This window comes from Prevotella sp. HMSC077E09, from assembly GCF_001814685.1.
Classification (GTDB): Bacteria; Bacteroidota; Bacteroidia; order Bacteroidales; family Bacteroidaceae; genus Prevotella; species Prevotella oris.
In genome coordinates this window covers 1-24138 of the sequence record NZ_KV817544.1, presented here as the reverse complement: position 1 = coordinate 24138, position 24138 = coordinate 1, and the positions used below count along the sequence as shown (strand labels likewise).

Annotated in this window: 25 protein-coding genes and 2 tRNA genes; 12 read left to right on the top strand and 15 right to left on the bottom strand. The window is 41.6% G+C overall.

Translation table 11 applies throughout. From position 1 onward, the window contains the following. The first annotated feature begins 18 nt into the window (after positions 1 to 18). From HMPREF2983_RS05520 to HMPREF2983_RS05510, 3 genes are all read left to right on the top strand, one after another. Positions 19 to 105 (top strand) — tRNA-Ser (locus HMPREF2983_RS05520). 32 nt (positions 106 to 137) lie between these two features. Beyond that, positions 138 to 209, top strand: a tRNA-Glu gene (locus HMPREF2983_RS05515). Between the two features lie 58 nt (positions 210 to 267). Next, positions 268 to 1479 carry an L-serine ammonia-lyase gene (locus HMPREF2983_RS05510; protein WP_070667299.1) on the top strand — a complete coding sequence of 404 codons (1212 nt, stop codon included), beginning with the start codon at positions 268 to 270 and terminating at the stop codon, positions 1477 to 1479. A 359-nt stretch (positions 1480 to 1838) separates the two neighbouring features. Here HMPREF2983_RS05510 and HMPREF2983_RS05505 read toward each other — a convergent pair whose 3' ends face one another. Genes HMPREF2983_RS05505 through panB form a run of 3 tightly spaced genes read right to left on the bottom strand, consistent with a single transcriptional unit; the run spans position 1839 to position 5282 of the window. Continuing rightward, positions 1839 to 3266, bottom strand: coding sequence for a right-handed parallel beta-helix repeat-containing protein (locus HMPREF2983_RS05505; protein ID WP_070667298.1), 1428 nt, complete (start codon positions 3264 to 3266; stop codon positions 1839 to 1841). Between the two features lie 17 nt (positions 3267 to 3283). Next, a complete protein-coding gene (locus HMPREF2983_RS05500) occupies positions 3284 to 4459 on the bottom strand; it encodes an MFS transporter (RefSeq protein WP_070667297.1) in 1176 nt (391 codons plus the stop codon). Between the two features lie 4 nt (positions 4460 to 4463). Beyond that, positions 4464 to 5282, bottom strand: a complete 819-nt coding sequence (gene panB, locus HMPREF2983_RS05495) for a 3-methyl-2-oxobutanoate hydroxymethyltransferase (RefSeq protein WP_070667296.1) — start codon at positions 5280 to 5282, stop codon at positions 4464 to 4466. 96 nt (positions 5283 to 5378) lie between these two features. Here panB and HMPREF2983_RS05490 point away from each other — a divergent pair, with 96 nt between their 5' ends. Both HMPREF2983_RS05490 and HMPREF2983_RS13985 read left to right on the top strand, forming a co-directional pair. Continuing rightward, the gene (locus HMPREF2983_RS05490) at positions 5379 to 5687 is read left to right on the top strand and encodes a hypothetical protein (protein ID WP_141757627.1); all 309 of its coding nucleotides are present in this window, start codon (positions 5379 to 5381) and stop codon (positions 5685 to 5687) included. Positions 5688 to 6136: 449 nt separating this feature from the next. Then, positions 6137 to 6304 (top strand): hypothetical protein, encoded by a 168-nt coding sequence (locus tag HMPREF2983_RS13985; RefSeq protein ID WP_168166200.1) that lies wholly within the window; start codon positions 6137 to 6139, stop codon positions 6302 to 6304. A gap of 27 nt (positions 6305 to 6331) precedes the next feature. On the opposite strand, the gene HMPREF2983_RS05480 is transcribed toward HMPREF2983_RS13985, so the two are convergent. The 6 genes from HMPREF2983_RS05480 to HMPREF2983_RS05455 all read right to left on the bottom strand — a co-directional run bounded on the left by HMPREF2983_RS05480 (position 6332) and on the right by HMPREF2983_RS05455 (position 11730). Further along, on the bottom strand, positions 6332 to 6979 hold the full coding sequence (locus HMPREF2983_RS05480; protein WP_070667293.1) for an HAD family hydrolase: 648 nt from the start codon (positions 6977 to 6979) through the stop codon (positions 6332 to 6334). 42 nt (positions 6980 to 7021) lie between these two features. Further along, positions 7022 to 7639 (bottom strand): crossover junction endodeoxyribonuclease RuvC, encoded by a 618-nt coding sequence (gene ruvC, locus HMPREF2983_RS05475; RefSeq protein ID WP_004378506.1) that lies wholly within the window; start codon positions 7637 to 7639, stop codon positions 7022 to 7024. A 3-nt stretch (positions 7640 to 7642) separates the two neighbouring features. Then, entirely contained in the window at positions 7643 to 8287 is a 645-nt protein-coding gene (locus tag HMPREF2983_RS05470) for an MBL fold metallo-hydrolase (protein WP_070667292.1), read from the bottom strand. A gap of 2 nt (positions 8288 to 8289) precedes the next feature. Further along, positions 8290 to 8919: a 16S rRNA (guanine(527)-N(7))-methyltransferase RsmG gene (gene rsmG, locus HMPREF2983_RS05465; protein WP_070667291.1), complete on the bottom strand. Its 630-nt coding sequence runs from the start codon at positions 8917 to 8919 to the stop codon at positions 8290 to 8292. A gap of 1081 nt (positions 8920 to 10000) precedes the next feature. Beyond that, positions 10001 to 10636, bottom strand: coding sequence for an HAD family hydrolase (locus HMPREF2983_RS05460; protein WP_070667290.1), 636 nt, complete (start codon positions 10634 to 10636; stop codon positions 10001 to 10003). Further along, a complete protein-coding gene (locus HMPREF2983_RS05455; RefSeq protein WP_070667289.1) occupies positions 10633 to 11730 on the bottom strand; it encodes a 4Fe-4S binding protein in 1098 nt (365 codons plus the stop codon). The genes HMPREF2983_RS05460 and HMPREF2983_RS05455 overlap by 4 nt, the downstream gene beginning before the upstream one ends. 98 nt (positions 11731 to 11828) lie before the next feature. Here HMPREF2983_RS05455 and HMPREF2983_RS05450 point away from each other — a divergent pair, with 98 nt between their 5' ends. After that, a complete protein-coding gene (locus tag HMPREF2983_RS05450; protein ID WP_070667288.1) occupies positions 11829 to 12200 on the top strand; it encodes a DUF488 domain-containing protein in 372 nt (123 codons plus the stop codon). A gap of 108 nt (positions 12201 to 12308) precedes the next feature. Here the strand turns inward: HMPREF2983_RS05450 and HMPREF2983_RS05445 are convergent, their stop codons facing one another. From HMPREF2983_RS05445 to HMPREF2983_RS05430, 4 genes are read right to left on the bottom strand one after another with little or no spacing between them, the layout of a single operon-like run. Beyond that, a complete protein-coding gene (locus tag HMPREF2983_RS05445; RefSeq protein WP_070667287.1) occupies positions 12309 to 13022 on the bottom strand; it encodes a toxin-antitoxin system YwqK family antitoxin in 714 nt (237 codons plus the stop codon). Between the two features lie 26 nt (positions 13023 to 13048). Then, entirely contained in the window at positions 13049 to 14419 is a 1371-nt protein-coding gene (locus HMPREF2983_RS05440) for a hypothetical protein (RefSeq protein ID WP_070667286.1), read from the bottom strand. An 8-nt stretch (positions 14420 to 14427) separates the two neighbouring features. After that, positions 14428 to 14766 carry a transporter gene (locus HMPREF2983_RS05435; RefSeq protein WP_070667285.1) on the bottom strand — a complete coding sequence of 113 codons (339 nt, stop codon included), beginning with the start codon at positions 14764 to 14766 and terminating at the stop codon, positions 14428 to 14430. Continuing rightward, positions 14763 to 15773: an SPFH domain-containing protein gene (locus HMPREF2983_RS05430; protein WP_070667284.1), complete on the bottom strand. Its 1011-nt coding sequence runs from the start codon at positions 15771 to 15773 to the stop codon at positions 14763 to 14765. The genes HMPREF2983_RS05435 and HMPREF2983_RS05430 overlap by 4 nt, the downstream gene beginning before the upstream one ends. Before the next feature lie 307 nt (positions 15774 to 16080). On the opposite strand from HMPREF2983_RS05430, the gene HMPREF2983_RS05425 reads away from it, so the two are divergent. Continuing rightward, on the top strand, positions 16081 to 16437 hold the full coding sequence (locus tag HMPREF2983_RS05425) for an ankryin (protein WP_070667283.1): 357 nt from the start codon (positions 16081 to 16083) through the stop codon (positions 16435 to 16437). 827 nt (positions 16438 to 17264) lie between these two features. Here HMPREF2983_RS05425 and panD read toward each other — a convergent pair. Further along, positions 17265 to 17609: an aspartate 1-decarboxylase gene (panD, locus tag HMPREF2983_RS05420; protein ID WP_004376447.1), complete on the bottom strand. Its 345-nt coding sequence runs from the start codon at positions 17607 to 17609 to the stop codon at positions 17265 to 17267. A gap of 1 nt (position 17610) precedes the next feature. Next, positions 17611 to 18468, bottom strand: a complete 858-nt coding sequence (gene panC, locus HMPREF2983_RS05415) for a pantoate--beta-alanine ligase (protein WP_070667282.1) — start codon at positions 18466 to 18468, stop codon at positions 17611 to 17613. Positions 18469 to 18635: 167 nt separating this feature from the next. On the opposite strand from panC, the gene HMPREF2983_RS05410 reads away from it, so the two are divergent. From HMPREF2983_RS05410 to nudC, 5 genes are all read left to right on the top strand, one after another. Further along, entirely contained in the window at positions 18636 to 19451 is an 816-nt protein-coding gene (locus tag HMPREF2983_RS05410; protein WP_039873191.1) for a glycogen/starch synthase, read from the top strand. 21 nt (positions 19452 to 19472) lie between these two features. Next, positions 19473 to 20897, top strand: a complete 1425-nt coding sequence (locus tag HMPREF2983_RS05405) for a DUF4270 domain-containing protein (protein WP_070667281.1) — start codon at positions 19473 to 19475, stop codon at positions 20895 to 20897. A gap of 10 nt (positions 20898 to 20907) precedes the next feature. Beyond that, positions 20908 to 21039 (top strand): hypothetical protein, encoded by a 132-nt coding sequence (locus HMPREF2983_RS05400; protein ID WP_004374933.1) that lies wholly within the window; start codon positions 20908 to 20910, stop codon positions 21037 to 21039. A 70-nt stretch (positions 21040 to 21109) separates the two neighbouring features. Further along, positions 21110 to 22861, top strand: a complete 1752-nt coding sequence (locus HMPREF2983_RS05395; RefSeq protein WP_070667279.1) for a bifunctional metallophosphatase/5'-nucleotidase — start codon at positions 21110 to 21112, stop codon at positions 22859 to 22861. Then, positions 22861 to 23631 (top strand): NAD(+) diphosphatase, encoded by a 771-nt coding sequence (gene nudC, locus HMPREF2983_RS05390; RefSeq protein ID WP_070667277.1) that lies wholly within the window; start codon positions 22861 to 22863, stop codon positions 23629 to 23631. The genes HMPREF2983_RS05395 and nudC overlap by 1 nt, the downstream gene beginning before the upstream one ends. Positions 23632 to 24138: the final 507 nt, after the last annotated feature.

Here is a 24138-nt window from a genome sequence, read left to right as displayed (position 1 = left end):
CGGATACAATCCATCAATGGAAGGATGGGTGAGTGGCTGAAACCAGCAGTTTGCTAAACTGCCGTGCGAGTTCTCGTACCGGGGGTTCGAATCCCCCTCCTTCCGCACGCAAAGTTTTAAGAGAATGCAAGCTAACTGGTCGGTTCATCTAACGGTTAGGATACAAGATTCTCAATCTTGGCATACGAGTTCGATTCTCGTACCGACTACAATAGAGTCCTGCAAATCACAGATTTGTGGGACTTTTTGCTTTAAGAAAGTTCGCATATGGAGTCAATCAAAGAAATATTTCGAATAGGTAAAGGCCCTTCGAGCAGTCACACTATGGGTCCACAGAAAGCTGCAAAGATATTCACAGAGCGCCACCAAGATGCTTCTTCGTTTCAAGTAATCCTCTATGGCTCGTTGGCTGCAACAGGAAAAGGACATATGACAGATATCGCGATCGAAGAAGTTATGCGCCCAATAGCACCTGTTGAAATCATATGGCAACCACAAACATTCCTCCCCTTCCACCCCAATGGCATGAAATTCATTGCTCTGGATATTGATGAGAAACCCTTAGACGAATGGACTGTATATAGTATTGGGGGCGGTGCCCTGTCTGAAGGTAAGGGAATTAGTGACTATTTTGCAACCCAAGAAGTTTATCCTCTCAATTCACTTCACGACATCATGAGGTGGTGTAACAACAACGGATGCAGCTATTGGGAATACGTAAAGAAGTATGAAGACAATGACATCTGGGACTATCTACTAAACGTTTGGGAGGTTATGAAGCAGTCGGTAAAAGCAGGGTTGGCTCATGAGGGAGTTCTTCCCGGCCCACTCCACCTACCAAGAAAGGCTGCAACCTACTATGTAAAAGCCAGTGGTTACAAGCCATCCCTGCAGAGTCGCGGATTAGTCTATTCATATGCGCTGGCTGTTAGTGAGGAAAATGCCTCCGGGGGCACCATTGTCACAGCTCCAACCTGTGGGGCCTGTGGAGTTGTTCCAGCGGTTTTATATCACTTATACAAATCACACAACTTCAGCAATGAGCGTATTGCACGTGCCTTGGCCACTGCGGGACTCTTCGGAAGCATTGTCAAGAAGAATGCATCTATCAGCGGTGCTGAGGTAGGATGCCAAGGAGAAGTAGGTGTAGCCTGTGCAATGGCATCCGCTGCAAGCTGTCAACTCTTCGGTGGAAGCCCATCACAGATAGAATATTCTGCCGAAATGGGCTTGGAACACCATTTGGGAATGACCTGCGATCCTGTCTGCGGACTCGTTCAGATCCCATGTATCGAACGGAATGCCTTTGCAGCAACCCGTGCACTTGATGCCCAACTATACGCTTCTTTTGGCGATGGAAGCCACCGTGTAAGCTTCGACCGCGTGGTCAACGTGATGAAACAAACTGGTCATGACTTACCTTCTCTCTACAAAGAGACCAGTGAGGGTGGTCTTGCCAAAGGCTATAATCTGGAATAAAGAAGATCTTTTTCCATATGAAAACAAGGAGAAAGCCTTATTAATATAGGAAGGGAAAGCAATAAAACCAAGTGATATTTGCTTTCCCTTTTTACATTTAATATGTTATCTAACCTCTGTTCGAAATAAGCAATTGGAACTATTACAAGCAAAGATTAATCTCCAGAGAATGTAATTCATATCAGTTTGCTGCCTAACTTGATATAGATTACACTGCATTTTGACTCAAGTTACATGGTAAAATGACTCAAATTGCGAGGTGAAATGACTCAAATTGTGGTGTGATTCAATACAAATTACAACGCCATGTAATGGACATTATTTTATCATATCCTGAATATGAGCATTATCTTCTTATTTCAATGATGTGCATAAGCACCTAAATCGGGTACAGTATTGCGTCTTTTTCCATCCCTATCAATAGAGGGAACCGTTGTTTTATCGGCCTTACCGATAGCAAAAGCCTGCTTACTGAGATGAAAATCATAGTCTTGACGATCGCCATTAACCTTAAGAAAAAGTTTCATGCCCATAGAAACCGTGTCTGTAGGAACTTCGTATATGACATTAGTATAGTTCACACTATCAGCCGATTGAGTTTTAGAGGCACGCAACAGACAATGTGCAAAACGATAAGCTGACGTAGAAAGCCTGCTCAAGGATACTTCAACCTGCTCACTTGCATAGCCCGTAACAATGCTGTTTCTTACCATTAAATTCACCAAAGCATGTTTGGCGGCAATGTGTAGGGCTGCACCTCGATTACTGTCGAAAGGATAAAATTGTGCCAATGTGCAAGCATTCAAAGCCACATCTCCCCCATCAACAACCAAACAGTTGCCCAATGTATTTGTCAGTTGCGTATTAACCAGTGTTGCTTTACTATTGGTCAATCGCACACCATCACCTTGACAATTATGCACAGTGACCTGTTCAAGTCTCAATTTCTCACGGCTAACATCACTGCTGTCACAAACTATACCGTCAAAACAGCCATGAATTTCAGTATAATTCAACTGATTTTGATAGGAAGAACTATGAAAATGCAATCCCTGCCACTGCCCACTAACACGGTCATAAGGCAGATAGTCAAACATCTTATCCAATCGACTACCACGCATTAGCACTTCTTTCCCCGCCTCTCCAGCAAGCACCAACCGACCGAAAACATCCACACCTGCCGAATGATTAAAGTAAATCGTTGTACCTGCCTTTACAGTTAATGTAGCTCCTTCGTTCACCTTAATACCCTTGGAGATTACAATTGGACGCGAGGGGCTGTCAATAACAGTGTCATGGCGCACATCCAAGAAATCAAAGTGCGTGGCATCCCATGCCCAGGCACGTAATTTCACCCGCTGCTCCACCCCACTTTCCAAAGTGAAAACAAGGTCTTCTGTGAATGCCTGCGGTGCAGTTGCTCCAGTATTAGGAGCGGTAGCTTCAACATATACACGCAGACTATCACCATGATAAATGGGCATATCACTCGCCTGAAAGCCATTATTGCCATTCAAGGGAGTTCCATTCACATTCACCCGAAAGCCTGTTTGATTACCATGTGCCAACCGTATGTTAGCCAAACGCAATCCTGAGCGATTCAAATTATAAACCCAAAACTGATACGTTGAAGATGATGTAGTAGAGAAAAGCGTATCAAGACTGACCGTATCTGTAGAGAAAGTCAGCTTATCTGCCCTCGACAAAGAGAATGTCTCTTCGTCATTGCAGGACGCTATTGCAAACAAAGCACCAAGAATAAAGATGCTTGATAAAAACCGTTTCATTATTGCTATAACGCAATTTATCGGTTTTTATTTTCCATATACCAGCGATGAGTAAAGAATTGATAATAGAGAAAAGCAAGGATTGCAAGTCCCAATGCTACAAACAAAGCCAATTGTTCCTGGCTATAAAGATAGCCCCAACCCACTGACAGGCCCAATGCAAGCCCCGATTCCCAAGCTAAGAAATAGCTACTTTGAGAGGTTCCACGCTGACAGTGCTTGCTTAATTTGATGAAAAACAACTGAAAACGAGAAGCTATCAGGCTCACCCCAAACCCGATAAGTGCCGGTGCCAGAATATCAACAGACAATTGCCGACGTGTCAATAATAGCAACAAAGCCATTGAAGCAGCAAGAAGTCCGGTAACTGTTTCGCTCTTCAAATCGGCATTTACAAAGACAAACTTCTGAGCTAAGATAGCAAAAGCAAAACCAACTAACATCATTCCATAGAATGTCAGCGTATGAAAAATGGAGAGAAGAACACCTAACAGCATCGACACCAACATCAAATTGACAAACAGCCACTTACCTTGTGGGAGGAAAAATCGGTCAAGACTATAGAGAGGAATATTGTCATCAGGTGCTTTAAAAGGGAATTTCACACCGTAAATCAATAAAACTGCCGCCAAACAAAGCAATACTGAAGCCACAATAAAACTATTGAAACCCAAAAATCTGCTGATGATTATTCCTGCAATGGGGCCAAGTGAGAGTGCAAAACGACCGAACCAAGAAGATGCATAGTTTGCTTCTGTGCGCCGAAATGACTCACACACATCTATAATCAGCGTACTTGAAAGTACCATTTGTACTAACCCAAACACAGCACCAAGCAAAAAGCTCAGCATATTGACTGCCCAGAAAACATAAGAACTCTCCAATCTATGGAAGAATGTCATGGCATACAGACACACTATCATTATGAAAATACCGACTCTGCAAACTCTGTTGCGTCGGTATTTCTGAACAAAATAACTACAGAACCCACCCAAGAAAAACAATCCAACGGCATAAAAAGCAAAAGCGTATGACACTTGCCAATGCACGGTATGGTGCACTTTCATCAACCATTCCGGTACAATGGGAAGCAACATATAGATTGCCATGCACAGAAAGAGATTAGCTAACGACAGCATCCAGAACTCCCGATGCCACAGATTAATATGTATTGGGGTGTTTTGAGTATCCATAAGTTCAATAGCTTTCGTCAATATTCGGGAAAGAGCAAGCCTTCACGGTGTGAATATACTCCTGAACACCATCAGTCATACACTTATTCACATCTGCAAAATGACGCAGGAACTTTGGTTTGAAACCTTGGGTCATTCCCAAAGCATCTGCATAAACCAATATCTGTCCATCTGTACCGCTACCCGCACCAATACCAATAGTTGCACAACTAACAGACTTTGTGACTTCTTCCGCAAGCTTTGCAGGCACTTTCTCAAGGGTAATCGCAAAACAACCGACAGCATCAAGCGTCCGCGCATCATTCAGAAGTTTCTCTGCTTCGGCTTCTTCTTTGGCGCGAAGACCATAACCACCAAACTTATGTACGCTCTGTGGCGTCAATCCCAAATGTCCCATTACAGGAATACCTGCATCGATAATACCTTTTATGGTATCTGCAATTTCAATGCCACCCTCCATTTTCAAGGCGTCAACGCCTGTCGCTTTCATCATCCTGACAGCATTACGGACACCTTCTTCACGGCTCACCTGATAGCTTCCGAAAGGCATATCACAGACAACCAAACAATGCTTGCAAGCACGAGCCACAGCTCTTGCATGATAAATCATTTGATCTATGCTAATAGGAAGGGTGGTCTCATTGCCAGCCATGACGTTAGAAGCCGAGTCACCCACCAAGATTCCGTCAATGCCTGCAGCGTCAATAATGCCTGCAGTAGTATAATCATAGGCGGTAAGCATTGTGATTTTCTCACCAGCCTGCTTTAATTCCACGAAGGTTTTCGATGTAATCTTTTTCTTGTCAATTGATAAATATCCCATGTTATTTTATTTTTCAGCATGCAAAAGTACATCAAAAACACGACATGTCAAAATATATATGCGTGAATTCGGTTTAAGAAACGGCTATCCAACTCCTTGGATAGCCAGAAAACGCAGAAAAATGCCCGTCGTCGGCCGACGAAATGCAGAAATCGCTGGAAAATGCCCGTCGTCGGCCGACGAAATGCAGAAAACGCCGAAAAACGCCCGTCGTCGGCCGACGAAATGCAGAAATCGCTGGAAAATGCCCGTCGTCGGCCGACGAAATGCAGAAAACGCCGAAAAACGCCCGTCGTCGGCCGACGAAACGCAGGATTTGCCGAAAATCATTCGTCATCCATGGATGAAAGCGAAAAAGAGGAAAAAAATGCCCGTCATCCGTGGATGAAAGTGGAAAAACGCTGAAAACCGACTTTCCGCCACGGCGGATGAGTAGAAAACAGCAAAAACAGCATTTCCGCCGCGGCGGATGAGTAGAAAACAGTGAAAACAGTATTTCCGCCGCGGCCGAAACTGAAAAAACAGCGAAAATCGACTTTCGGCCATGGCCGAAAGCTTAAAAATGAAAAAAAACTGCGTTTCGGCCACGGCCGAAATTGAAAAAACGCTGAAAATCACATTTCCAACCCCTTGGAAGCAGAAAAAATGCCTCAAAACAGCTTTCTCGCCCTACGGGAAACATAAAAACAGCCTCAAAACGACTTTACCGCCCTACGGGAAACGCAAAAACAGCCCCAAAATGGCTTTCTCGCCCTACGGGAAACATAAAAACAGCCTCAAAACGACTTTCTCGCCCTACGGGAAACGAAAAAACAGTCCCAAAATGACTTTCCCAAAGTTGGGACACGAAGAAAATGCTTGAAAACAGCTTTCCCAATATTGGGAAACGAAAAAAACGGGAGAAAACAAGTTTCCCAAAGTTGGGACACGAAGAAAATGCTTGGAAACGGCTTTCCCAAAGTTGGGAAACTAAAAAAATGGGAAAAAACGGTTTTCCCAAAGTTGGGAAGCAGAAAGATTGATGCTTAAACCGAATTCGCGTATATATATCAATCTAATTCGCCTGCCAACCACTCATAGCTCTTGCCGACATAGTTGGGAATAACAATATCTGCATAAGGTTTAATCGCCTCTTCCGGATTGGTAGTTGACAGACCAACCGTGAACACTCCTGCCCCACGGACAGCCTTCAAGCCATTGAAACTATCTTCAAATCCTACACATTGCAACGGAGATAAGCCAAAACATTCAGCACCTTTCAAATAAGGAGCAGGATTTGGCTTACTTGCAGTGAAGTCTTCACTGGTTAAAATGCGGTCAAACAAACTTTTGAAAGAAGGTGTTTTCGCATAAACCGTGTTCATCTTAGCAACATTACTGCTCGTGACAACAGCCGTCTTCACACCATGATGACGCAGATCGGCAACAAAATCCAGAAAGCCATCAACATAATCGAAATGCATATTGGCTTCAAACTCGTTCAATCTTTCGGTTATCTTTGCCTGTTCTCCCTTCACGTCAGCAAAATATTTCTCATAGATTTCAACGAGCGTTTGTCCCTTAATTTGATTCTCCAATCCTGGCTTTTCGGGATGATACAACCTGCATTGCGACCTCCAGAATTCCGTATACTGTGGTTCGGTGTTGAATATAACACCGTCCAAATCAAACAAAGCTGCCTTTACCTCTCTTTTCATTGCTATTTTATATATCTTACTAAAACATCATGAGACCTTGTTTCAAGGTATCTTATGTGATCTCACAACACTTGCCACAGACTTTGAAGTCTTAGAAACAACCTGCTTGTTTTTTGTGACAAAGTCTTTCCAGCTGCTGTAATGTCGGGCATCAGTTTCGGGTCTTCCCATTTGCAGAAAATGGCAATAGGCTGCAGCAAGAGCATCCGTTGCATCCATAAATCTTGGCATGTCTTCTTCCTCAAGATGCAACACACGCTGCAACATGCCTGCCACCTGTTCCTTAGACGCTTGACCTTGACCCGTAATAGCCATTTTAATCTTCAACGGAGCATATTCGTGAATGGGCACATCACGCCGTATTGCAGCAGCAATAGCTACCCCCTGTGCACGTCCGAGCTTCAGCATTGACTGTACATTCTTGCCAAAAAACGGTGCCTCAATAGCCAACTCATCCGGAAGATAAGACTCAATAATGCCCGTTACACGTTCGAAAATATGTCCCAAACGCAAATAAGGATCATGCATCTTTCGTAAATCTATAACGCCCATAGCCTCCATCTTCGCCTTGTTTCCATTCACACGAAGTACACCATAACCCATAACATTCGTTCCAGGGTCAATACCTAAGATGATTTTCTCTGCTTTGTTCACCGCCATAAACTAACGGTCTAAATAGGGATTGCTGGCAAGTTCTGCGCCAATTGTCGTTTCCAGGCCATGTCCGGGATACACTATTGTGTCATCAGGAAGCTGACATACAATGCGAAGACTCTGTATCATCTGGAACATTGAGCCACCTTCAAAGTCTGTTCTCCCAATGGAACGCTGAAAAAGAGTATCGCCCGTGAAAGCAACATGCTCCCCTTCATCGTAGAAGAAGACACTACCGTGAGAATGTCCCGGTGTTTCTATAATCGTAAACACATGTGAGCCAAAGGCAATTGTGTCCTTACCCGTGAGATATTTTCCTACTGACGGCAGATCTTCCTCAAGTTTCACACCCGCTATCTGAAGCGCCTGTTCCTTAAGTTTCAGCATCAAAGGCTTATCTCCCTCATGCACTTCAACCTTCAAGCCATACTCCTTATAAATCATTCCGTTGCCGAAATTGTGATCTATATGACCATGCGTGGCAAGAAGATGCACCGGTTTCAGCCCTTCAAACTGAATATAATCTTTGATTGCAGCTAAGTCTTCTTCATAGAAAGCACCGCTATCAATGATGACACATTCATCAGTTTCATCACTCACAACATAGCAGTTTTCCTGCAACATGTTGCACAAAAAGCGTTTTATCTTTAACATAATCAGCCTATTGGGACATAAATAAGTTTCTTATCTTCACGAAACCACTCCTCGTCGAAGAAATCTGCTAACGGGGTCACCTCTACAATGTTCTTGAACGGTTTGAGTTCTTCTTGCAAGTCTCCACCTTTCAGACACAGCAGACCATTAGGCAAAGCATTCCGCTGTTCCTTACGGATGTTCTTGCGGATAATCTTCATCAAATCGGGCAACTGCATCACAGCACGACTCACTATGAAATCATATTTTCCCTTCTCCTCCTCTCCACGACGATGCAAAGCCTCGACATTCGTCAGTCCAATTGCCTGTGCAACCTCTGTGGCTACACGTATTTTCTTACCCGTTCCGTCAATCAACCGAAACCTACATTGTGGGAACATTATGGCCAAGGGGATACCGGGGAAACCGCCACCCGTGCCAAAATCGAGTATCTCCGTACCCTCCTTAAAGCGGATAGCTTTGGCAATTGCCAAGGAATGGAGCACATGATGCTCATACAAGTTGTTGATATCTTTACGCGAAATCACATTGATTTTACTGTTCCAGTCACGATAGAGTGCATCAAGCATTGCAAACTGTCGGGACTGCACTTCCGTAAGATGAGGGAAATATTTCGTAATGATGTCTGTCATTGTTTTTATTTAATAATACCCTGCAAAAATACGAATTTTCTCTGGAAGTATGTTGATATCGCTAATAAATATTCAAGAGACAGAGAAAGTTTAAGCCCAATCAACATCTTCATCTGCAATACTATAACCTAACATCATCGGCACACTGAAGTGCATATGCACGGAGAAAAACATGTCCGGACAAAGGGAACAAAATCTAACTTTCGAACTCCATTCTATTAAAATCAAGGCTGTCAAATGATTTTACAGATACCCTTGTCAGATTTGCGTATTTGAAACGAGAGTCTTCCCTGCTCCAAATAACCGCTGTTTTCCGATAGTTTATAAATTCTTAAGAGTCAACATGTTACTGAATTCAAGAGAAAAAGTGAAGTGAAATCATGTAAAAAACACCCATAATTTGCATCAAATTACAGTGCAATATGCGCCATTTCATCGTGTATTTTGACTCAAATAGCCACGCGTTTTGCATCAAATTACACTGTAGTATGCCTCAAATTACACACTGCAGACTTTGAAATTGGGAGATTTAACCTATTTTCCTGCTTTTCCATTTCTATTTGGTGCAATTTTTTAGTCATAGATTTCGGCCAATAATCTTTACAAAACGAGAACTATTCTTGATACTGGAAGGCTTTTAGGAAAGCGTAAATGATGATGTAACCTGTAAACATCGTAGAGTCCATATGCATCAAAAGACATGGCTTATCGCCTGGGGTTACAGCATACAGAAACCTTATCTCCCACTATAACAATAAGTCATCATCATCTGTTATCAATAGAGTTAAGAATGAATTCATTGGTTAGCAGACATAAAAAAAGCAGTCCCGGAATCACTTCCAAGACTGCTATATTTTGTGATTTGAAATTTCATTGTTGAGTGATTGCTCACTCGGTGTTATCCACAATCTATGACTTTTACCTTAAACTAATACCTTTCAGAATCACAATCTTTAAACCTAATAACTAAAAACCTAAACAATCTATTAACCTTTTGTATGTGCAAAGTTAGGCAAGTTTCATGAATGCTCCAAATATCATAACGCATTTCATTGATTAAAAGCTACTTTCTTGATTTATATCAAAAATCTGTTTGCGTGCACAAACGCAACACATCTTCTGTCCAATCCTCCCCGTTCACAGCCAGAACAGTATGGATACCTAAGCTATGAGCAGCTTCAACATTGCGTGGTCCATCATCAATGAACAGCACATCTTCGGCTTGTACCTTCTCCTTCTGAAGGATATATTCGAAGAAAACAGGTGAAGGTTTCAACGCTTTTATCTTATAACTGACGTAAAGTTCATCTAAATAAGACCTAATACTATTGCCTTTCCCATCAAAATCACAGCTGTCAATCCACGACATCATGAATGGATTGGTATTGCTGGCCAAGGCCAAACGAAAACCCATGTGACGTAAGCGAAGTAGCACATTGAGATTACGTTGCGGCAAAAAGGTGGCATAACCCAACCACGCCAGCCTGCAGTCATCCCATGAAAGCGATTTCCCGACTTTGTCAGAAAGCTGTGCAACAAATTCTTTATCACTAATCTTTCCTTCTTCAAGCGCACCAAAAAGGCCCGTTTGAGTGTACATACTCAGTTGATGTTCAGCATCTTTCAGGCCTAAACTTCCAAAGCGTCTCACCGCTTCATGGCGGTCACTGGTATAGATGACGCCACCTAAATCAAATAAAATCAAACGTATTTTCATGACTTCGAGTTTTGAGCTATCTTGAACAAAACACCTGTTGGACAAACAAAGCGACAGTAAGGGCGTGGTATAAAGATTGACAATGCAAGCACTACGACTGCCAAAACCAACACAACGACCGATGCACTTTGCAGGATAAAGGCTGCAAACACCTCATAATCCATCCATTGGAAGCCAACGCCTAACAGCATTAACATCGTAAGTGTGGCCCATAATATTTCGCGAAAGCGTCCCAATTGCTTGGCTGTTTCCTGGCTCATTCTCAACTTTTTGCGCTTATTGACTCTTCCAGCCAACTCCTGAAGTGCTCCACAAGGACACACATTCGTACAATAATAGTACTTTTTACCAAACAAAGGATAAACAAATGCCGTTATCAACATAATGACAGGGATAAGCGAAGTCCATAGATTTACACCACTTGACATATAGCCAACCATGAGGGAATAAGATATAAACGTGCCACACCAAAACCCCAATACGGCCACATTCAGTATCTGCTGTATCGTTCGATAGGTCTTTTTACGATAGAACAAGGGGACAACAGCCGCTAAAAGTACGACTATCAAACCCGCAACAGTCTTGGTATTAAGATCCATTTTCTCAAAGAAACTCTTCTCATGCACATTCTTTGCAGCATATTGAAGGCCACGTTCCACATTACCGATAATCCCACGCGATGAGAATGTTGCACCACTAATGGCATCGACTTTCAGTTGCTGTGCCTCATCAACGGATTTTCCATTCCACGCTGTCAGCAATTTACTTGCCTGTTCAAAGAACTCTGGTGTTTCATGATTCTTCAGTGCCTTGATTTTCAAAATCTTACCATCCTTTAAGTAAATCTCTAATGGAACGGTTCCTCCGAATCCCGTCACATCTTTTGCAAGAGAGGTCGTATTGATAACTGTCACATTATTCATTGTCTGATACATTGTATCAACAGCTACATTCTTTGCTATTGAATCACCTGGCATTACACGCATTTTATGCCCCAAAATCTGCCCATCACGCACAACAGCTATAACGGCCATTACTACGAAACAGATAACAAAAGAGACTAATTGTTTTATCTTCTTATTCTTTATTTCCACGACAACTAATATATTAATGAGCCGCAAAATTACAAATTAAATAGATTTTTCTACCTCATTCTTACCCGCTTTTAATATATATTAGTATCTTTGCTTTCATGAACGAAATAAAGATTAAAAGGGTTTATGATGCTGCCGATGAACACGACGGCTATCGCATTTTGGCTGACAGATTGTGGCCAAGAGGAATTGCAAAAGTAAAAGCTGACATTAATCTTTGGGAGAAAAATATTGCTCCTTCAGCAGAATTAAGGAAATGGTTCGGCCATATCCCGGAGAATTTCCCTACTTTCACAGAACGCTACATCAAAGAACTTGAGGCCAACCCAGCGACAAATGCATTCATTGAGCTTTGCCGAAAACAACTCAAAGAGAGCAATGTAACTATTCTGTTCGGCGCCAAAGATGAAGTCCACAACCAAGCTGTAGTATTGCGAGATTACATCAATAGGCAGTTAAAAACAGAATAAGGTAATCAACATGGATGCTTACTTCAAGCATTAACCCATGAAAGACGGCGACAGGTATCAAACACTTGTCGCCCCCTTCAAGTTTATATGATGAGATAAATCACCAGATCAATCAAGCACTATAGCACCATCTTTCCCTACTTTCAGTTTTGTTTTTGGGGTTTCTTTAGGTTTAGGAGCAACCTGTGATTGAGGATGTTTAGACTTCACTTGCTTTCTTCTATGAGACTGTCTCTCCTCCCGGATCTCTACTTTTGCCTTCTTGTAAGGAGTAAAATCTGTTACTTCTTTATATCTGAAACCTTCAGGATCTGTTGGATCTGTAACACGACGCATCGTTGTTATATATATCCCGTTATACTCATAAGCCGTATCGGTCAACATTGTACCTGCTTCATACCGTCTTCGATGTAGGATTTTCCCATTGGATTCATAAATATATTCCATACCTTCCTGTTGTCCATCGCGATAAAAAGCACGAACATAAAGCGGTAATACACCTTTCTTGTTGGGAGAATCATGATATTGTAAGTAAGGTCCATCAAGCAGTCCATCACGATAGGTCTGCATAACGGCTACACGACCTTCGTCATCATATTCATAATAACGCCCGTCTTTCTCTCCGTTTTTGTAGTCTACTTCACTGATTTTCCGCCCATTTCTCCCGTATTCTACCCAATGACCAACTTTCTTTTCAGTCTTTTTGTCAATATAACCCAACACACGTAATCTGCCATCAGCATCGTGTTCCATATATTTTTCTTGAGCAGTTGCTGCAATAGAGGTAAGAGAAAGCAGGCCTATAAATAGAGTCTTATTCATATTCACAATACATCATTAATCCTATTCTACTCAATTTTTATACTATATTCTTGAGACATTTGTGCTCCTTGTGCCCACTTTCCCGTATTGATATCAAAGCTATAGCTATGTATGTCATCATATCCGGAGCGACGACTTCTTTGTCCCAAGAACCAAATCTTATTGCCATAGCAGGCTCCAACACTTACATTTGAGAATCTTCTTAGGGCCTGCGTCCAAAGCACATTTCCTTCCTTGTCACGCATTTGGAATACAGAATTAGCATCCGGAGCCATAGAAGGATAGAATGTTATCAGTAGTCTTTGGGCATCTTGATAAACTACACCACCGTTAAAACCAATAAACCAGTTTGTAACAGGAGTTGCACTAACCAATCGATTACCTGGATCATAAGAGAAAGTCTGACTTATCCAATTATAGAAACTAAAGTCTTGAGGATCGCCCAAATGATATTTTGCATGCACTTTCCATAGGCGCAGGAGACCACCTGCACTGCTTGTTTCTTCGCTTATATTTTTCTTATGCATTTCCCAATATGCAGTATCACGCACTTCACCATTCAGTTCTGATGGTGGAAGTCGCCTTGCAAACTTAAATGCCTCCTCCGAGTAAAGACGATTGGAAGCAGGGAAATAATAATAGGTTTCAGCTAAATTATTGTGCACTTCAAAGCCTTCACCATAATCACTATCAATGAATGTAATGGATGAAATACCAGTACTCATAGCCTGTTTTCCCTTAAAAAGTAACTTGGAAACATCCTTTATAGCCAATGATTTAGGTTCTATCTCAAAGACATAACGCTTACCTATAATAAGAAACCAACGGTGAGCTTGCTGAAGATAGGATATACTTGTATTTGAAATAGAAGAGACAGACTCATCACGTGCATCCTCTTCAGACATGAAAAGCTGGTCCACGAGCACCTTACCTGTCGTTGCATCACGAAATCCAAGATAATAACCATTCACATATTTTGACTCATCCTGACCAAAACTTACAGTATAATCACGATCTGTCATATAAAAAACACATGCCTTTCCATCATGAATCATCGGAATCATTTCTTCGAAAGTCTCTCTCACACTCACAGAATCTTTTCCACCTGATGCAACACTACTTTCCCCAGTTTGAAACAAGAAAAATACAAATATGAATACAACAGCCAGTGGAATCAACAAAGCGACAATTCCAAGTTTCATTCCAACTCCCAGATCACTGCCGAAAGTTGATGACGACTGAAAGTCGTAATGATGATTTACATTAATATTAATGTCATCATCATCCAAGAAGAATTCCGTCCCGCAATTCAAGCATCTATAGCGTTTCTTATCTATCTGCTCATGCTTTTCACTACCGCATTGTGGACATTTAACAGCCTTTAATTTCGTTGCCATATATCAGATTAAACCTCTTTTGAATAATATACCGCCAAGAATAGCAGTATGGACTGCACTGCAGTCAGAATGATTGTGCATAGCAACCACCAGTTGTTGGTCCATTGTTCAGGTGCAAAGAAACCTGTAATAAATTCGAGGGCGCCAACACCTGCAAATATAAAACCCAGGCTCAAACGGTGAGTACTCTCTGCACGCCCTATGAAAGCAAATGCAAGCAACATTGTGTTAATGACAATCACCATACTCGTGAAAAGCAAGTTCAGAGGAGAATAGGCTGTAATCACAAGTCCTGCAAGCAGGTTTGCAACAAGTATGATAATGGAAATAATTAAGATTCTTTTCATAACTTCTCAAGGATTTCGTTCTTTTTCTTGTTATATTCTTCTTCGGTGATGAGTTGTTCATCCATAAGTTGCTTCAATTGTTTCAACCGAGCACTGACTTCTGATGGCGCAGCTTCAGTTGAAGTTGCAGTGTTTTCCTTTGTACTGAAGAATTCTTTAGCCAGTTGAACACCTGCACCTACCTGCAATCCAGCACCAGCAAGACCTCCTTCCGTGCGCACAGCATCACGCAAAGCAGCCAGTTTCTGTACTCCGGCATAATCAAGATCAACTTCGGCTGCAGCCTGCTTCTCTGCAGTCATGTCCGCAATCTTACCGATGCGCGACAGCGTATCATCGTCAAAAGTGACAGAATCAATACGAAAATCGGTCAATATCAGCCCTAATCGCTGCAATTCTTCAGCTGTACGAGTCTGAAGATCTGCCGATAATTCCAACAAATGTTTATCCACTTCCGTGTAAGGGTAAGCTTTTTCTGCAAGAAAAGAGGTCAAAGGAGCAACGATACGTGACGACACAAGTTCACGGACTTCGCGGGAAGTATAATCACTTATTGAACCTAAAAGCGTGCCGAACATGGTTGCAGCATTATCAATCTTCACCGAGAAGTTACCACAAGCTCCCAAAGCTACCGGTATCTTATAGTTCGGTTCCATGTATTTCACAGGAGTCGCTGTGCCCCAAAGCACATTCACCATCTCTGCCGTTCGAAAGAAATAGAAGCGCATCTTGTGCTCACTCTCCATACTCTGTGCCAGATTGAGCAACGTTGTGATAAACGGATGATTGTCCGTTGCAAGTTCATAGGTATCAGGTTCTGTCAGAGTAGCCTTCACTTTTCCATCATAAACAAGGAGACAACCCTGGCCAGGAGCAACGATGAGTTTACTCGAATTTTTAATTTCATCAGTAGTTGTTTCCATTCGATGAAACAGGATATGCACATCTTGTTCTTTCCATTCTATGACGGAACGCAACTGTCGTTTGAAGAGATTTTTAATTTTCATAGATGTTGGTGTTAAATTAAAAGCGCACACATAACATGCACCCTATCCTTAAAAGTCTGCTACAAAATTAACTAATTTATTCCTAAACATTCTATAAAACCCTTTATTTTTTATCATTTCCTTCGCCACTTCCCCTATTTTCTCTATTTTCGTGAAGAAAGAAAATCTCAAAGAATGGGATGTATGTGGTATATAACTATCTGGCATAAGGCCTGTTCGGGCAATCAAGAAACACAGAGGAAATGAACCTTTCACCGTTCATTCAACCAACCAGACGAGCTGCTTTAAAGAGTTTTGGGATTACCTTGTGCCTTCAGAAGGCCATGCGCCGCCTGTTCAAGGCGAAGTAATACGCATCTGTGGAAAGGTAAGTCGCGAGATTCTTGACAATGGTTCATGCAACTGGAGCCGTGAATATAAAAGACTACCACAGGCTCTCCCCGACTATTTTTCCATGGGAAACCCTATTCCTGCATCTGCCTTTTCTTCATCTCTGCAACCAAATCAGCAGCAAGATGAAAACAAAGAATTAGCAGCCTTGGCTAAAAGTATTCATGCAGACAGCACGGAAGAAGACCTATACCGACTGACAGAACTGACTGTCAAATGGGTGATTGCCAACCCACAACCCATAAAACTGAAGCAAGTAAACTATCAAAAATAACAAAACAAGACAGGAGTTTCATTCAAAAGACATCACCGTGCAGTGCAAAAAGGAAACACTTGGCAAGCCTTTAGTTCACTCTTTGATACATAGATAAACGGAGAAAGCAACACGCATAGCGTCGACTTTTCCTTTCACGACATAGATTTCATTAGGAATAGGAATGCCACCGTTTAGCAAAATCAATAGTCTCAAAGGAGACAAAGCTGTGTGAATAAGTCATATCTTGGAATATATCAAACAGAAACATCACCTCTAAAACGTCTTGCTTTCTGTAAAGATTATCTCCATTTTTTAACACTTCCAGACCTCACCAAATAGAAATGAAAACTCACTTTCAATGCTTGTGCAAAGCCATTTTATGACTTCGATACCCTCGCTTTTATCACTCTATCTTGCAACATCGGTCATTTCGCGTTGCTTTCTGTATCACTTTACCGTCTAAAGTGACTGAAAACATCACGCATTTTGATGCAGATTGCGAGGTAATTCAATAGAAAATGCAATGCTTTTCAGCATGGCATCACACTACAATCTACCTTGTATTTTGCAACACATTGATTGTCAACGCATTGTGATTTCCTCAAAAACAGGGCATATTTTGAATGAAAGAGCATTCCATTTCAAATACACGAGCATTGCAACGACAATCGTAAATGTTTTTCAAAAGAGTGGAATTTTACTTCCTTATTTGCAATTATACGAAACAACTCCTTTGATTTTGTGAACAACGTTTCTATCTGTCACCTGCCCACACCATGCTATCCATAGAGTATTGTGGCCTAATTCGTAGGACAGCATCTCTTCTGTTGCACCAGAAGAGCATATTAAAGTTTGTTTCCCTCCTTTGGGAAAACAACTATAGGCGTATAGTTCTTGGCCTCTTCGAAATCCATAAGAGCATAGGCAATGATGATAACGACGTCACCGACCTGGACTTTACGCGCAGCAGCACCATTCAAACAGATACAGCCGGAGCCACGTTCTCCCTTGATGATATAGGTTTCAAACCGTTCACCATTATTGTTGTTGACAATCTGAACCTTCTCTCCTGCAATCAAATGGGCAGCATCCAATAAATCCTCATCTATCGTAATACTCCCCATATACTTCAGATTGGCTTCCGTAACCGTAACACAATGAAGCTTACTTTTTAATACTTCTATCATCATCTTATCTGTTCTCCCTATATCTAATATGATCAATGAGACGGATTGGAGTCTTGCCACAATAGACCGTGACACAGCCAACAACACCATCACATGCTTCCCAATTATCAACTGTTTGAAGGCTATCGCCATCCACTATCTCAAAATATTCGACCTCAAGTCCGTTGACAGCGTTAATCTGTTCAACGACTTTATCGTGAGTTTCCTTGACAGTATGCGACTGTGAGAAGTCTACACTGTCTTTCAATGCTTGATATATTGCCGGAGCGATTGCGCGTTCCTCATCAGTCAGCAAACTGTTGCGGCTACTCATAGCCAAGCCATCTGCTTCACGGACAATCGGACATTCCACAATCTGTACATTACTATTAATGAACTTCACAAGTTGCTTGATGACCGCAATCTGCTGCCAATCTTTCTCTCCGAAATAGGCTTTATCTGGCTTTACAATATAAAACAAACGGCTGACAACCTGACACACGCCATTGAAATGGCCCGGACGACGCGCGCCTTCCATGACTGTTGAGACTGGAGGGAACTCAAAATGACGCATATCCGGAGTCGGATAAATCTCCTCTACGCTTGGGGCAAACAGATAATCTGCACCACAAGCTTCTGCCAACTGACAATCGGCTTCCAACGTACGAGGATAACGCTCAAGATCATTTTTATCATTAAACTGGGTAGGATTGAGGAACACAGAAACCACTGTCACTTCATTATCCTTCACACTGAGCCTGATCAAAGAAGCATGTCCCTCATGCAATGCTCCCATTGTAGGCACTAAACCAATCTTCTTCCCTTCTTTACGAGCACAGAAAAGCTCATTCTGAAGTTCAACTGTCTTTCTGAAAACTTTCATTCTATTTATTCAAATCGAACCGCAAAATAACAACTTTTTTCTTAAATAAGAAAGAATATTTTTAAAAATATGCCAATAAACACCCCTATTCCTGGCTTTATACGCATTTTTCTCACATTATTCGCATTTTTTTTATACCTTTGTAGCACTCAAATTTGAAAATTGACATGGCAAAGAAAGTATTATTCATCAATCAAGAGATTACTCCGTACGTTCCTGAAACGAATATGTCAATCATGGGACGTGACTTACCACAGAAAGCACAGGAGGCCGGACTTGAGATCAGAACGTTTATGCCCAAATGGGGTAATATCAATGAACGGCGTGGCCAACTGCATGAAGTGATTAGGCTTTCAGGTATGAATCTCATCATTGATGATACCGACCACCCTCTGATTATCAAGGTAGCGTCTATCCCACAATCAAGAATTCAGGTCTATTTTATAGATAATGATGATTATTTTACCAAGCGTCAGATGACAACAGATGAAGCAGGTGAAGAGTATGCTGATAATGGAGAGCGTGCCATCTTCTTTGCGCGAGGCGTCTTGGAGACAGTAAAGAAACTGCGATGGACTCCAGATATCATTCATTGTCAAGGCTGGATGAGTGCCGTTGTGCCTTTCTATATCAAGAAAGCCTACCACGAAGAGCCTTCATTTGCAAATACTAAGATAGTAACTTCGCTTTTCTCAGAGCAACTGAAAGGTGATTTAGGAAGTAAATTCAAATCAACCGTAGCTTTCAGAGAAGCCAAGAAAGAATTGGTTGCAGGCTATAATGAGAAGTTTGACTTCTTTGAATTAGGGAAACTTGCAATCGACTACAGTGACGGTATCATTGAAGCTCGCCCCAAAGTCAATAAGAACCTGTTGGATTATGCAGCTGAAAAGAAACTGCCTGTCCTTAATTATCCAGGTGAAGATTTCATGAAGTCATATATAGACTTCTATGAAAAGATATGCCCATCAGGTGAAGAATAATCATATAAAACATTCATCAAAATGAAACTGAAAACGCTTACAAGCCTTTTACTTGTATCTCTGATTATAATTTCTTGCGACGATTCTACAGATGGTATCGGTACAACTCTCACAAATAAACGTGATCAGTTGGACATTACTACAGATACTTTCAATGTTACGACGAAATCTATTGCGGCCAATGCCGTACTGTCAAGGAACATCAGTGGCTATATTGGTAAATTCAAAGACCCCGAGACCGAAACAGATATTACAGCTGATTTCATGACACAGTTTGGTGTACTTGAGAACTTCTACCTCCCTGAATTAAAGAGTATTGTATCTAAGGAAAACGATCTTGTCTATGCAGATTCATGTGAGATTAGACTGTATAACGAAGATACAGTTGGCGACTCTTTAGCGCCAATGCACTTGAAGATGTATGAATTAAGTAAGCCTATCAGCGACAGTAAAGACTACTATACAAACTTTGATCCCGTTCAGGAGAACTATATTCGCAATGGAGGTCTCACCGTTGAGAAGGCATATACCTTAGCAGACGTAACGAGTTCGGACAAGGAAAAGAAAGCAAAAGGTTACAGTCCGAGCATTCGTATACCACTCAATAAGCCTTATACAGACAAGAATGGAAAGACTTATAAGAACTATGGTACTTATATCATGCAGAAATATTACAGTCCGGATTCTGTAAATTTCAAGAATTCATATAAGCTGATTCATAACATCATGCCAGGCTTCTACTTCAAGTCTGTCGGGGGATCTGGCTCTATCGGTAAGATTTTCAACTCTATTTTATTTGTCTACTTCCGCATGCAGTATAAAGATTCTGTGTATACAAGAGCTGCCACATTCGGTGGTACACAGGAAGTTATGCAGACTACTCACATTGTCAACGATGGCAATGCACTTCAGCAGTTGATAAATAATCAGAGCGGCACTTATCTCAAGACACCAGCAGGTATCTTTACCCAGATGACTCTTCCTGTTGAGGAAATCGTTGCCGGACATGAGAAAGACAGCATCAATAGTGCTAAGATTACATTGCAGCGAATTAATAATTCATCAACAAACAACTATGCATTGGAAGCTCCCAAACAAGTGCTGATGATTCCTGTTGATAGCATACAAACATTCTTTGAACATCATAATTATACAAATTACAAGAACTCTTTTGTGGCAAAATTGAACCAAAACGGTTATACTTTCAACAATATCAGTTCTATTATTCGCACGATGTATGAGAGTAAGAAAAATGGAACTGCATCGCCAAACTGGAACCAAGTGGTTGTCATTCCAGTGACAACAACCAGCATGAGCATTCAAAACGGAGGATATACTTCGACCTATCAAACCGGAGTCTATCACGATATGTCGATAAAGAGCACTAAGATAGAGGGTGGGAATACACCTGTCAAGCTCACGGTGATATACAGTAAATTCAAATAGATCATCCAACATGGCTGATAATTTTCTTGAACGTCAACGTCAGAGTTACGAGGAACGCAAACAGCAATGGCTGAAAAACAAGAAACATCTCACCAAGATTAAAAGGCCTCGCCCTGAAAAACCCGAAGACGAAGCATTGTAGATAAATATAGATAAAGCCGAGACCACGTTACAAGTCTCGGCTTTATGTCCTGATTAACATAAATACAATTATGAAAAAACTCTTTTCAATCCTCCTTTTGACGGCATTAAGTATCGCTTCTTATGCAACAGAAAAGACCGTCTCACTTAGATTTATTGAGACCAGTGACGTACATGGAAGCTTCTTTCCTTACGACTTCACAAACCGTAAACCACGGCAAGGTTCAATGGCACGAGTAAGCAGTTATGTTAAACAACTGCGTAAACAATATGGCAATAACGTTGTCTTGCTTGACAATGGCGACATCTTGCAAGGCCAACCTACCAGCTATTTCTACAACTATGTAGCCACCAATGACATCAATATTGCTGCAGAGGTCATCAATTATTTAGGCTATTCAGCCCAGACTATCGGCAACCATGACATCGAACCGGGACATGCCGTATATGACAAATGGATTAAAGAAGTGAAATGCCCGGTTATTGCTTGCAATGTAATCAATAAGAAAACAGGCAAGCCCTACACACAACCTTACGCCATTCTGAAACGCAACGGCGTAAAGATAGCAGTTCTCGGCATGCTGACACCGGCTATTCCAAACTGGCTGACAGAAAATATTTGGGAAGGACTACGCTTTGAAGACATGGTCACTTCAGCAAAAAAATGGATGAAGATTATTCAAGAGAAAGAGCATCCTGACGTTGTTATAGGCCTATTCCACAGTGGACGTGAAGGCGGAATCACCACAAATGAATACCAAGAAGATGCGAGCTGCGCCGTAGCTAAGCAGGTTCCAGGCTTCGATGTCATCATGTTTGGTCATGACCACACGCGTTTCAACCAGAAGATAAAGAATATTGAGGGTAAGGAAGTGCTCTGTATAGACCCGGCCAACAATGCAATGACAGTGGCTCAAGCCGATGTTACACTCACGCTTCATAATGGCAAAGTAACTAAAAAGCAGGTAACAGGCACCTTAGTTGACGTTACCCAGATGCAAGTAGATGAAGAATACATGGCACATTTCAAGCCGCAGATTGCCAAAGTGAACAATTTTGTAGACCGAGTTATCGGTAATTTCACCAATACCATTTACACTCGTGACAGCTATTTCGGTTCAAGTGCGTTCAATGACTTTATCCTTAATCTTGAATTACAAATCACCAAGGCCGACATTGCCTTTAACGCCCCACTCCAATTCAATGCATCTATCAAGGCTGGTCCTGTGAGAGTGGCCGACATGTTCAATCTTTATAGGTTTGAAAATCAGCTTTACGTCATGCGGCTGACAGGTGAAGAAATCAGAAAACACCTTGAAATGAGTTATGATCTTTGGGTCAACACGATGAAATCTCCCGATGATCATCTTCTCCTTTTAGCTGACACACGCGGTGATGCCCAGCGTTTAGGCTTCAAGAACTTTACCTTCAACTTTGATTCTGCAGCAGGAATTGACTATATTGTCGACGTGACAAAGCCCGACGGACAAAAGGTAAAGATACTGCAAATGTCAAATGGACAGCCCTTTGACGAGCACAAATGGTACACTGTTGCTATTAATAGTTATCGTGGAAACGGCGGTGGAGAGTTGCTTACGAAAGGAGCAGGCATTCCAAAAGACAGTCTCAACAGCAGGATTATCTACCGCAGTCCACGCGACCAAAGATATTATCTGATGCAGGAAATTGAGAAGATGGGGACAGTGACTCCAAAGGCAAACAACAACTGGAAGTTTGTTCCGGAGAACTGGACAAAACCTGCTGCAACACGCGACAGCTTGCTGTTGTTTGGTTATACGCCTAATCCAAAAGACGAAAAATAATGCAACGCCTTTGGTTTATATTCTGTAAAGGAGACATCATGCTTGAGAAACTCCCCGATGGAAGCTATACAATTCCAGAAGGGGAGCAAGCTCCTCTACCGACAAAAGAATGGACACACGTTCTGAATGTCACGCCGATGGACAATGGAGAAGAGGTTAAAACCTTCATGATTGATAATCCTGTCAGCAACCATCCACGCTATGAAATGTGCGGACTCCGCAAGAGTTTCTATTATCTATCCAACGAACTATATCTCAAGGCTGGTAAATGTCAGGAACTCCTTTACTGGGATCAAAACACAAAGTTCTGTGGAGTTTGCGGTGCACCGATGAAGATGCACACTGATATCAGCAAGCGTTGTATCAACTGTGGAAAGGAAGTGTGGCCTTCTTTGGCTACAGCTATCATCGTACTCATCCAAAGGAACGATGAAGTATTGCTTGTTCACGCCCGCAACTTCAAAGGCGACTTCTATGGACTTGTAGCAGGTTTTGTAGAAACCGGTGAGACTTTGGAAGAAGCCGTGCATCGCGAAGTGTTGGAAGAAACAGGAATAACCATTGAAAATCTCCACTATTTCGGCAGTCAGCCATGGCCCTATCCCAGCGGATTGATGATTGGTTTTACAGCCGACTACGTCAGTGGAAACATTCATCTGCAAAAAGAAGAATTGTCAAAAGGGGCATGGTTCACTAAAGATAATCTTCCCAATATTCCCGAAAAACTGAGTATTGCAAGAAGAATGCTTGATGACTGGATAATCAAATAAGCTGTCAAGCAAAACAACACGTAGGCCATTATTACTCTATCCAATGTAAACAACCTAAACATCTGCATGAGCCCACCATTCAACAGCAAACATCATTTAGGGCTGTAAACCTATAAACGAAATTTATGTTAATTTTCATCATATAAGTTTACAAATGCTTTCACGAGCTTTGCATATTTGAAACGAAAGGCTGTTTCGCTTAAAAAACATACTAACTTTTAACAACAAGCAAAACATTGACTATCAGAACATTACGGTTATTCCTACAAAATCAGACACAATATCACATCAAAAAGTGATGTCATTTGCGTCAAATCGCCATGTAACTTGCCACAGATTATCGCATGATATGACTCAAATAGCCATGCAATCTGCATCAAAACACAGCGTATTATGAATGATATTGCACACCAACCTCTTTGAAACAAAAAGATTACACCTATTTTTCTGCTATTCTTCTTCTATCTATGCCTGCTCTAAAGTGCAGTTTAAATTAGTAAATGCGAC

Excerpts from the sequence above, each read along its gene's own strand:
- HMPREF2983_RS05480 (WP_070667293.1), bottom strand. The coding sequence starts at position 6,979 with ATGAAAAGAGAGGTAAAGGCAGCTTTGTTTGATTTGGACGGTGTTATA.
- HMPREF2983_RS05440 (WP_070667286.1), bottom strand. The coding sequence starts at position 14,419 with ATGGCAACGAAATTAAAGGCTGTTAAATGTCCACAATGCGGTAGTGAA.
- nudC (WP_070667277.1), top strand. The coding sequence starts at position 22,861 with ATGCAACGCCTTTGGTTTATATTCTGTAAAGGAGACATCATGCTTGAG.
- ruvC (WP_004378506.1), bottom strand. The coding sequence starts at position 7,639 with ATGGCGGTGAACAAAGCAGAGAAAATCATCTTAGGTATTGACCCTGGA.
- HMPREF2983_RS13985 (WP_168166200.1), top strand. The coding sequence starts at position 6,137 with ATGCTTGAAAACAGCTTTCCCAATATTGGGAAACGAAAAAAACGGGAG.
- panB (WP_070667296.1), bottom strand. The coding sequence starts at position 5,282 with ATGGGATATTTATCAATTGACAAGAAAAAGATTACATCGAAAACCTTC.
- HMPREF2983_RS05435 (WP_070667285.1), bottom strand. The coding sequence starts at position 14,766 with ATGAAAAGAATCTTAATTATTTCCATTATCATACTTGTTGCAAACCTG.
- HMPREF2983_RS05405 (WP_070667281.1), top strand. The coding sequence starts at position 19,473 with ATGAAACTGAAAACGCTTACAAGCCTTTTACTTGTATCTCTGATTATA.
- rsmG (WP_070667291.1), bottom strand. The coding sequence starts at position 8,919 with ATGACAGACATCATTACGAAATATTTCCCTCATCTTACGGAAGTGCAG.
- HMPREF2983_RS05450 (WP_070667288.1), top strand. The coding sequence starts at position 11,829 with ATGAACGAAATAAAGATTAAAAGGGTTTATGATGCTGCCGATGAACAC.
- HMPREF2983_RS05395 (WP_070667279.1), top strand. The coding sequence starts at position 21,110 with ATGAAAAAACTCTTTTCAATCCTCCTTTTGACGGCATTAAGTATCGCT.
- HMPREF2983_RS05445 (WP_070667287.1), bottom strand. The coding sequence starts at position 13,022 with ATGAATAAGACTCTATTTATAGGCCTGCTTTCTCTTACCTCTATTGCA.
- HMPREF2983_RS05505 (WP_070667298.1), bottom strand. The coding sequence starts at position 3,266 with ATGAAACGGTTTTTATCAAGCATCTTTATTCTTGGTGCTTTGTTTGCA.
- HMPREF2983_RS05400 (WP_004374933.1), top strand. The coding sequence starts at position 20,908 with ATGGCTGATAATTTTCTTGAACGTCAACGTCAGAGTTACGAGGAACGC.
- HMPREF2983_RS05410 (WP_039873191.1), top strand. The coding sequence starts at position 18,636 with ATGGCAAAGAAAGTATTATTCATCAATCAAGAGATTACTCCGTACGTT.
- HMPREF2983_RS05500 (WP_070667297.1), bottom strand. The coding sequence starts at position 4,459 with ATGGATACTCAAAACACCCCAATACATATTAATCTGTGGCATCGGGAG.
- panC (WP_070667282.1), bottom strand. The coding sequence starts at position 18,468 with ATGAAAGTTTTCAGAAAGACAGTTGAACTTCAGAATGAGCTTTTCTGT.
- HMPREF2983_RS05470 (WP_070667292.1), bottom strand. The coding sequence starts at position 8,287 with ATGTTAAAGATAAAACGCTTTTTGTGCAACATGTTGCAGGAAAACTGC.
- panD (WP_004376447.1), bottom strand. The coding sequence starts at position 17,609 with ATGATGATAGAAGTATTAAAAAGTAAGCTTCATTGTGTTACGGTTACG.
- HMPREF2983_RS05510 (WP_070667299.1), top strand. The coding sequence starts at position 268 with ATGGAGTCAATCAAAGAAATATTTCGAATAGGTAAAGGCCCTTCGAGC.
- HMPREF2983_RS05430 (WP_070667284.1), bottom strand. The coding sequence starts at position 15,773 with ATGAAAATTAAAAATCTCTTCAAACGACAGTTGCGTTCCGTCATAGAA.
- HMPREF2983_RS05460 (WP_070667290.1), bottom strand. The coding sequence starts at position 10,636 with ATGAAAATACGTTTGATTTTATTTGATTTAGGTGGCGTCATCTATACC.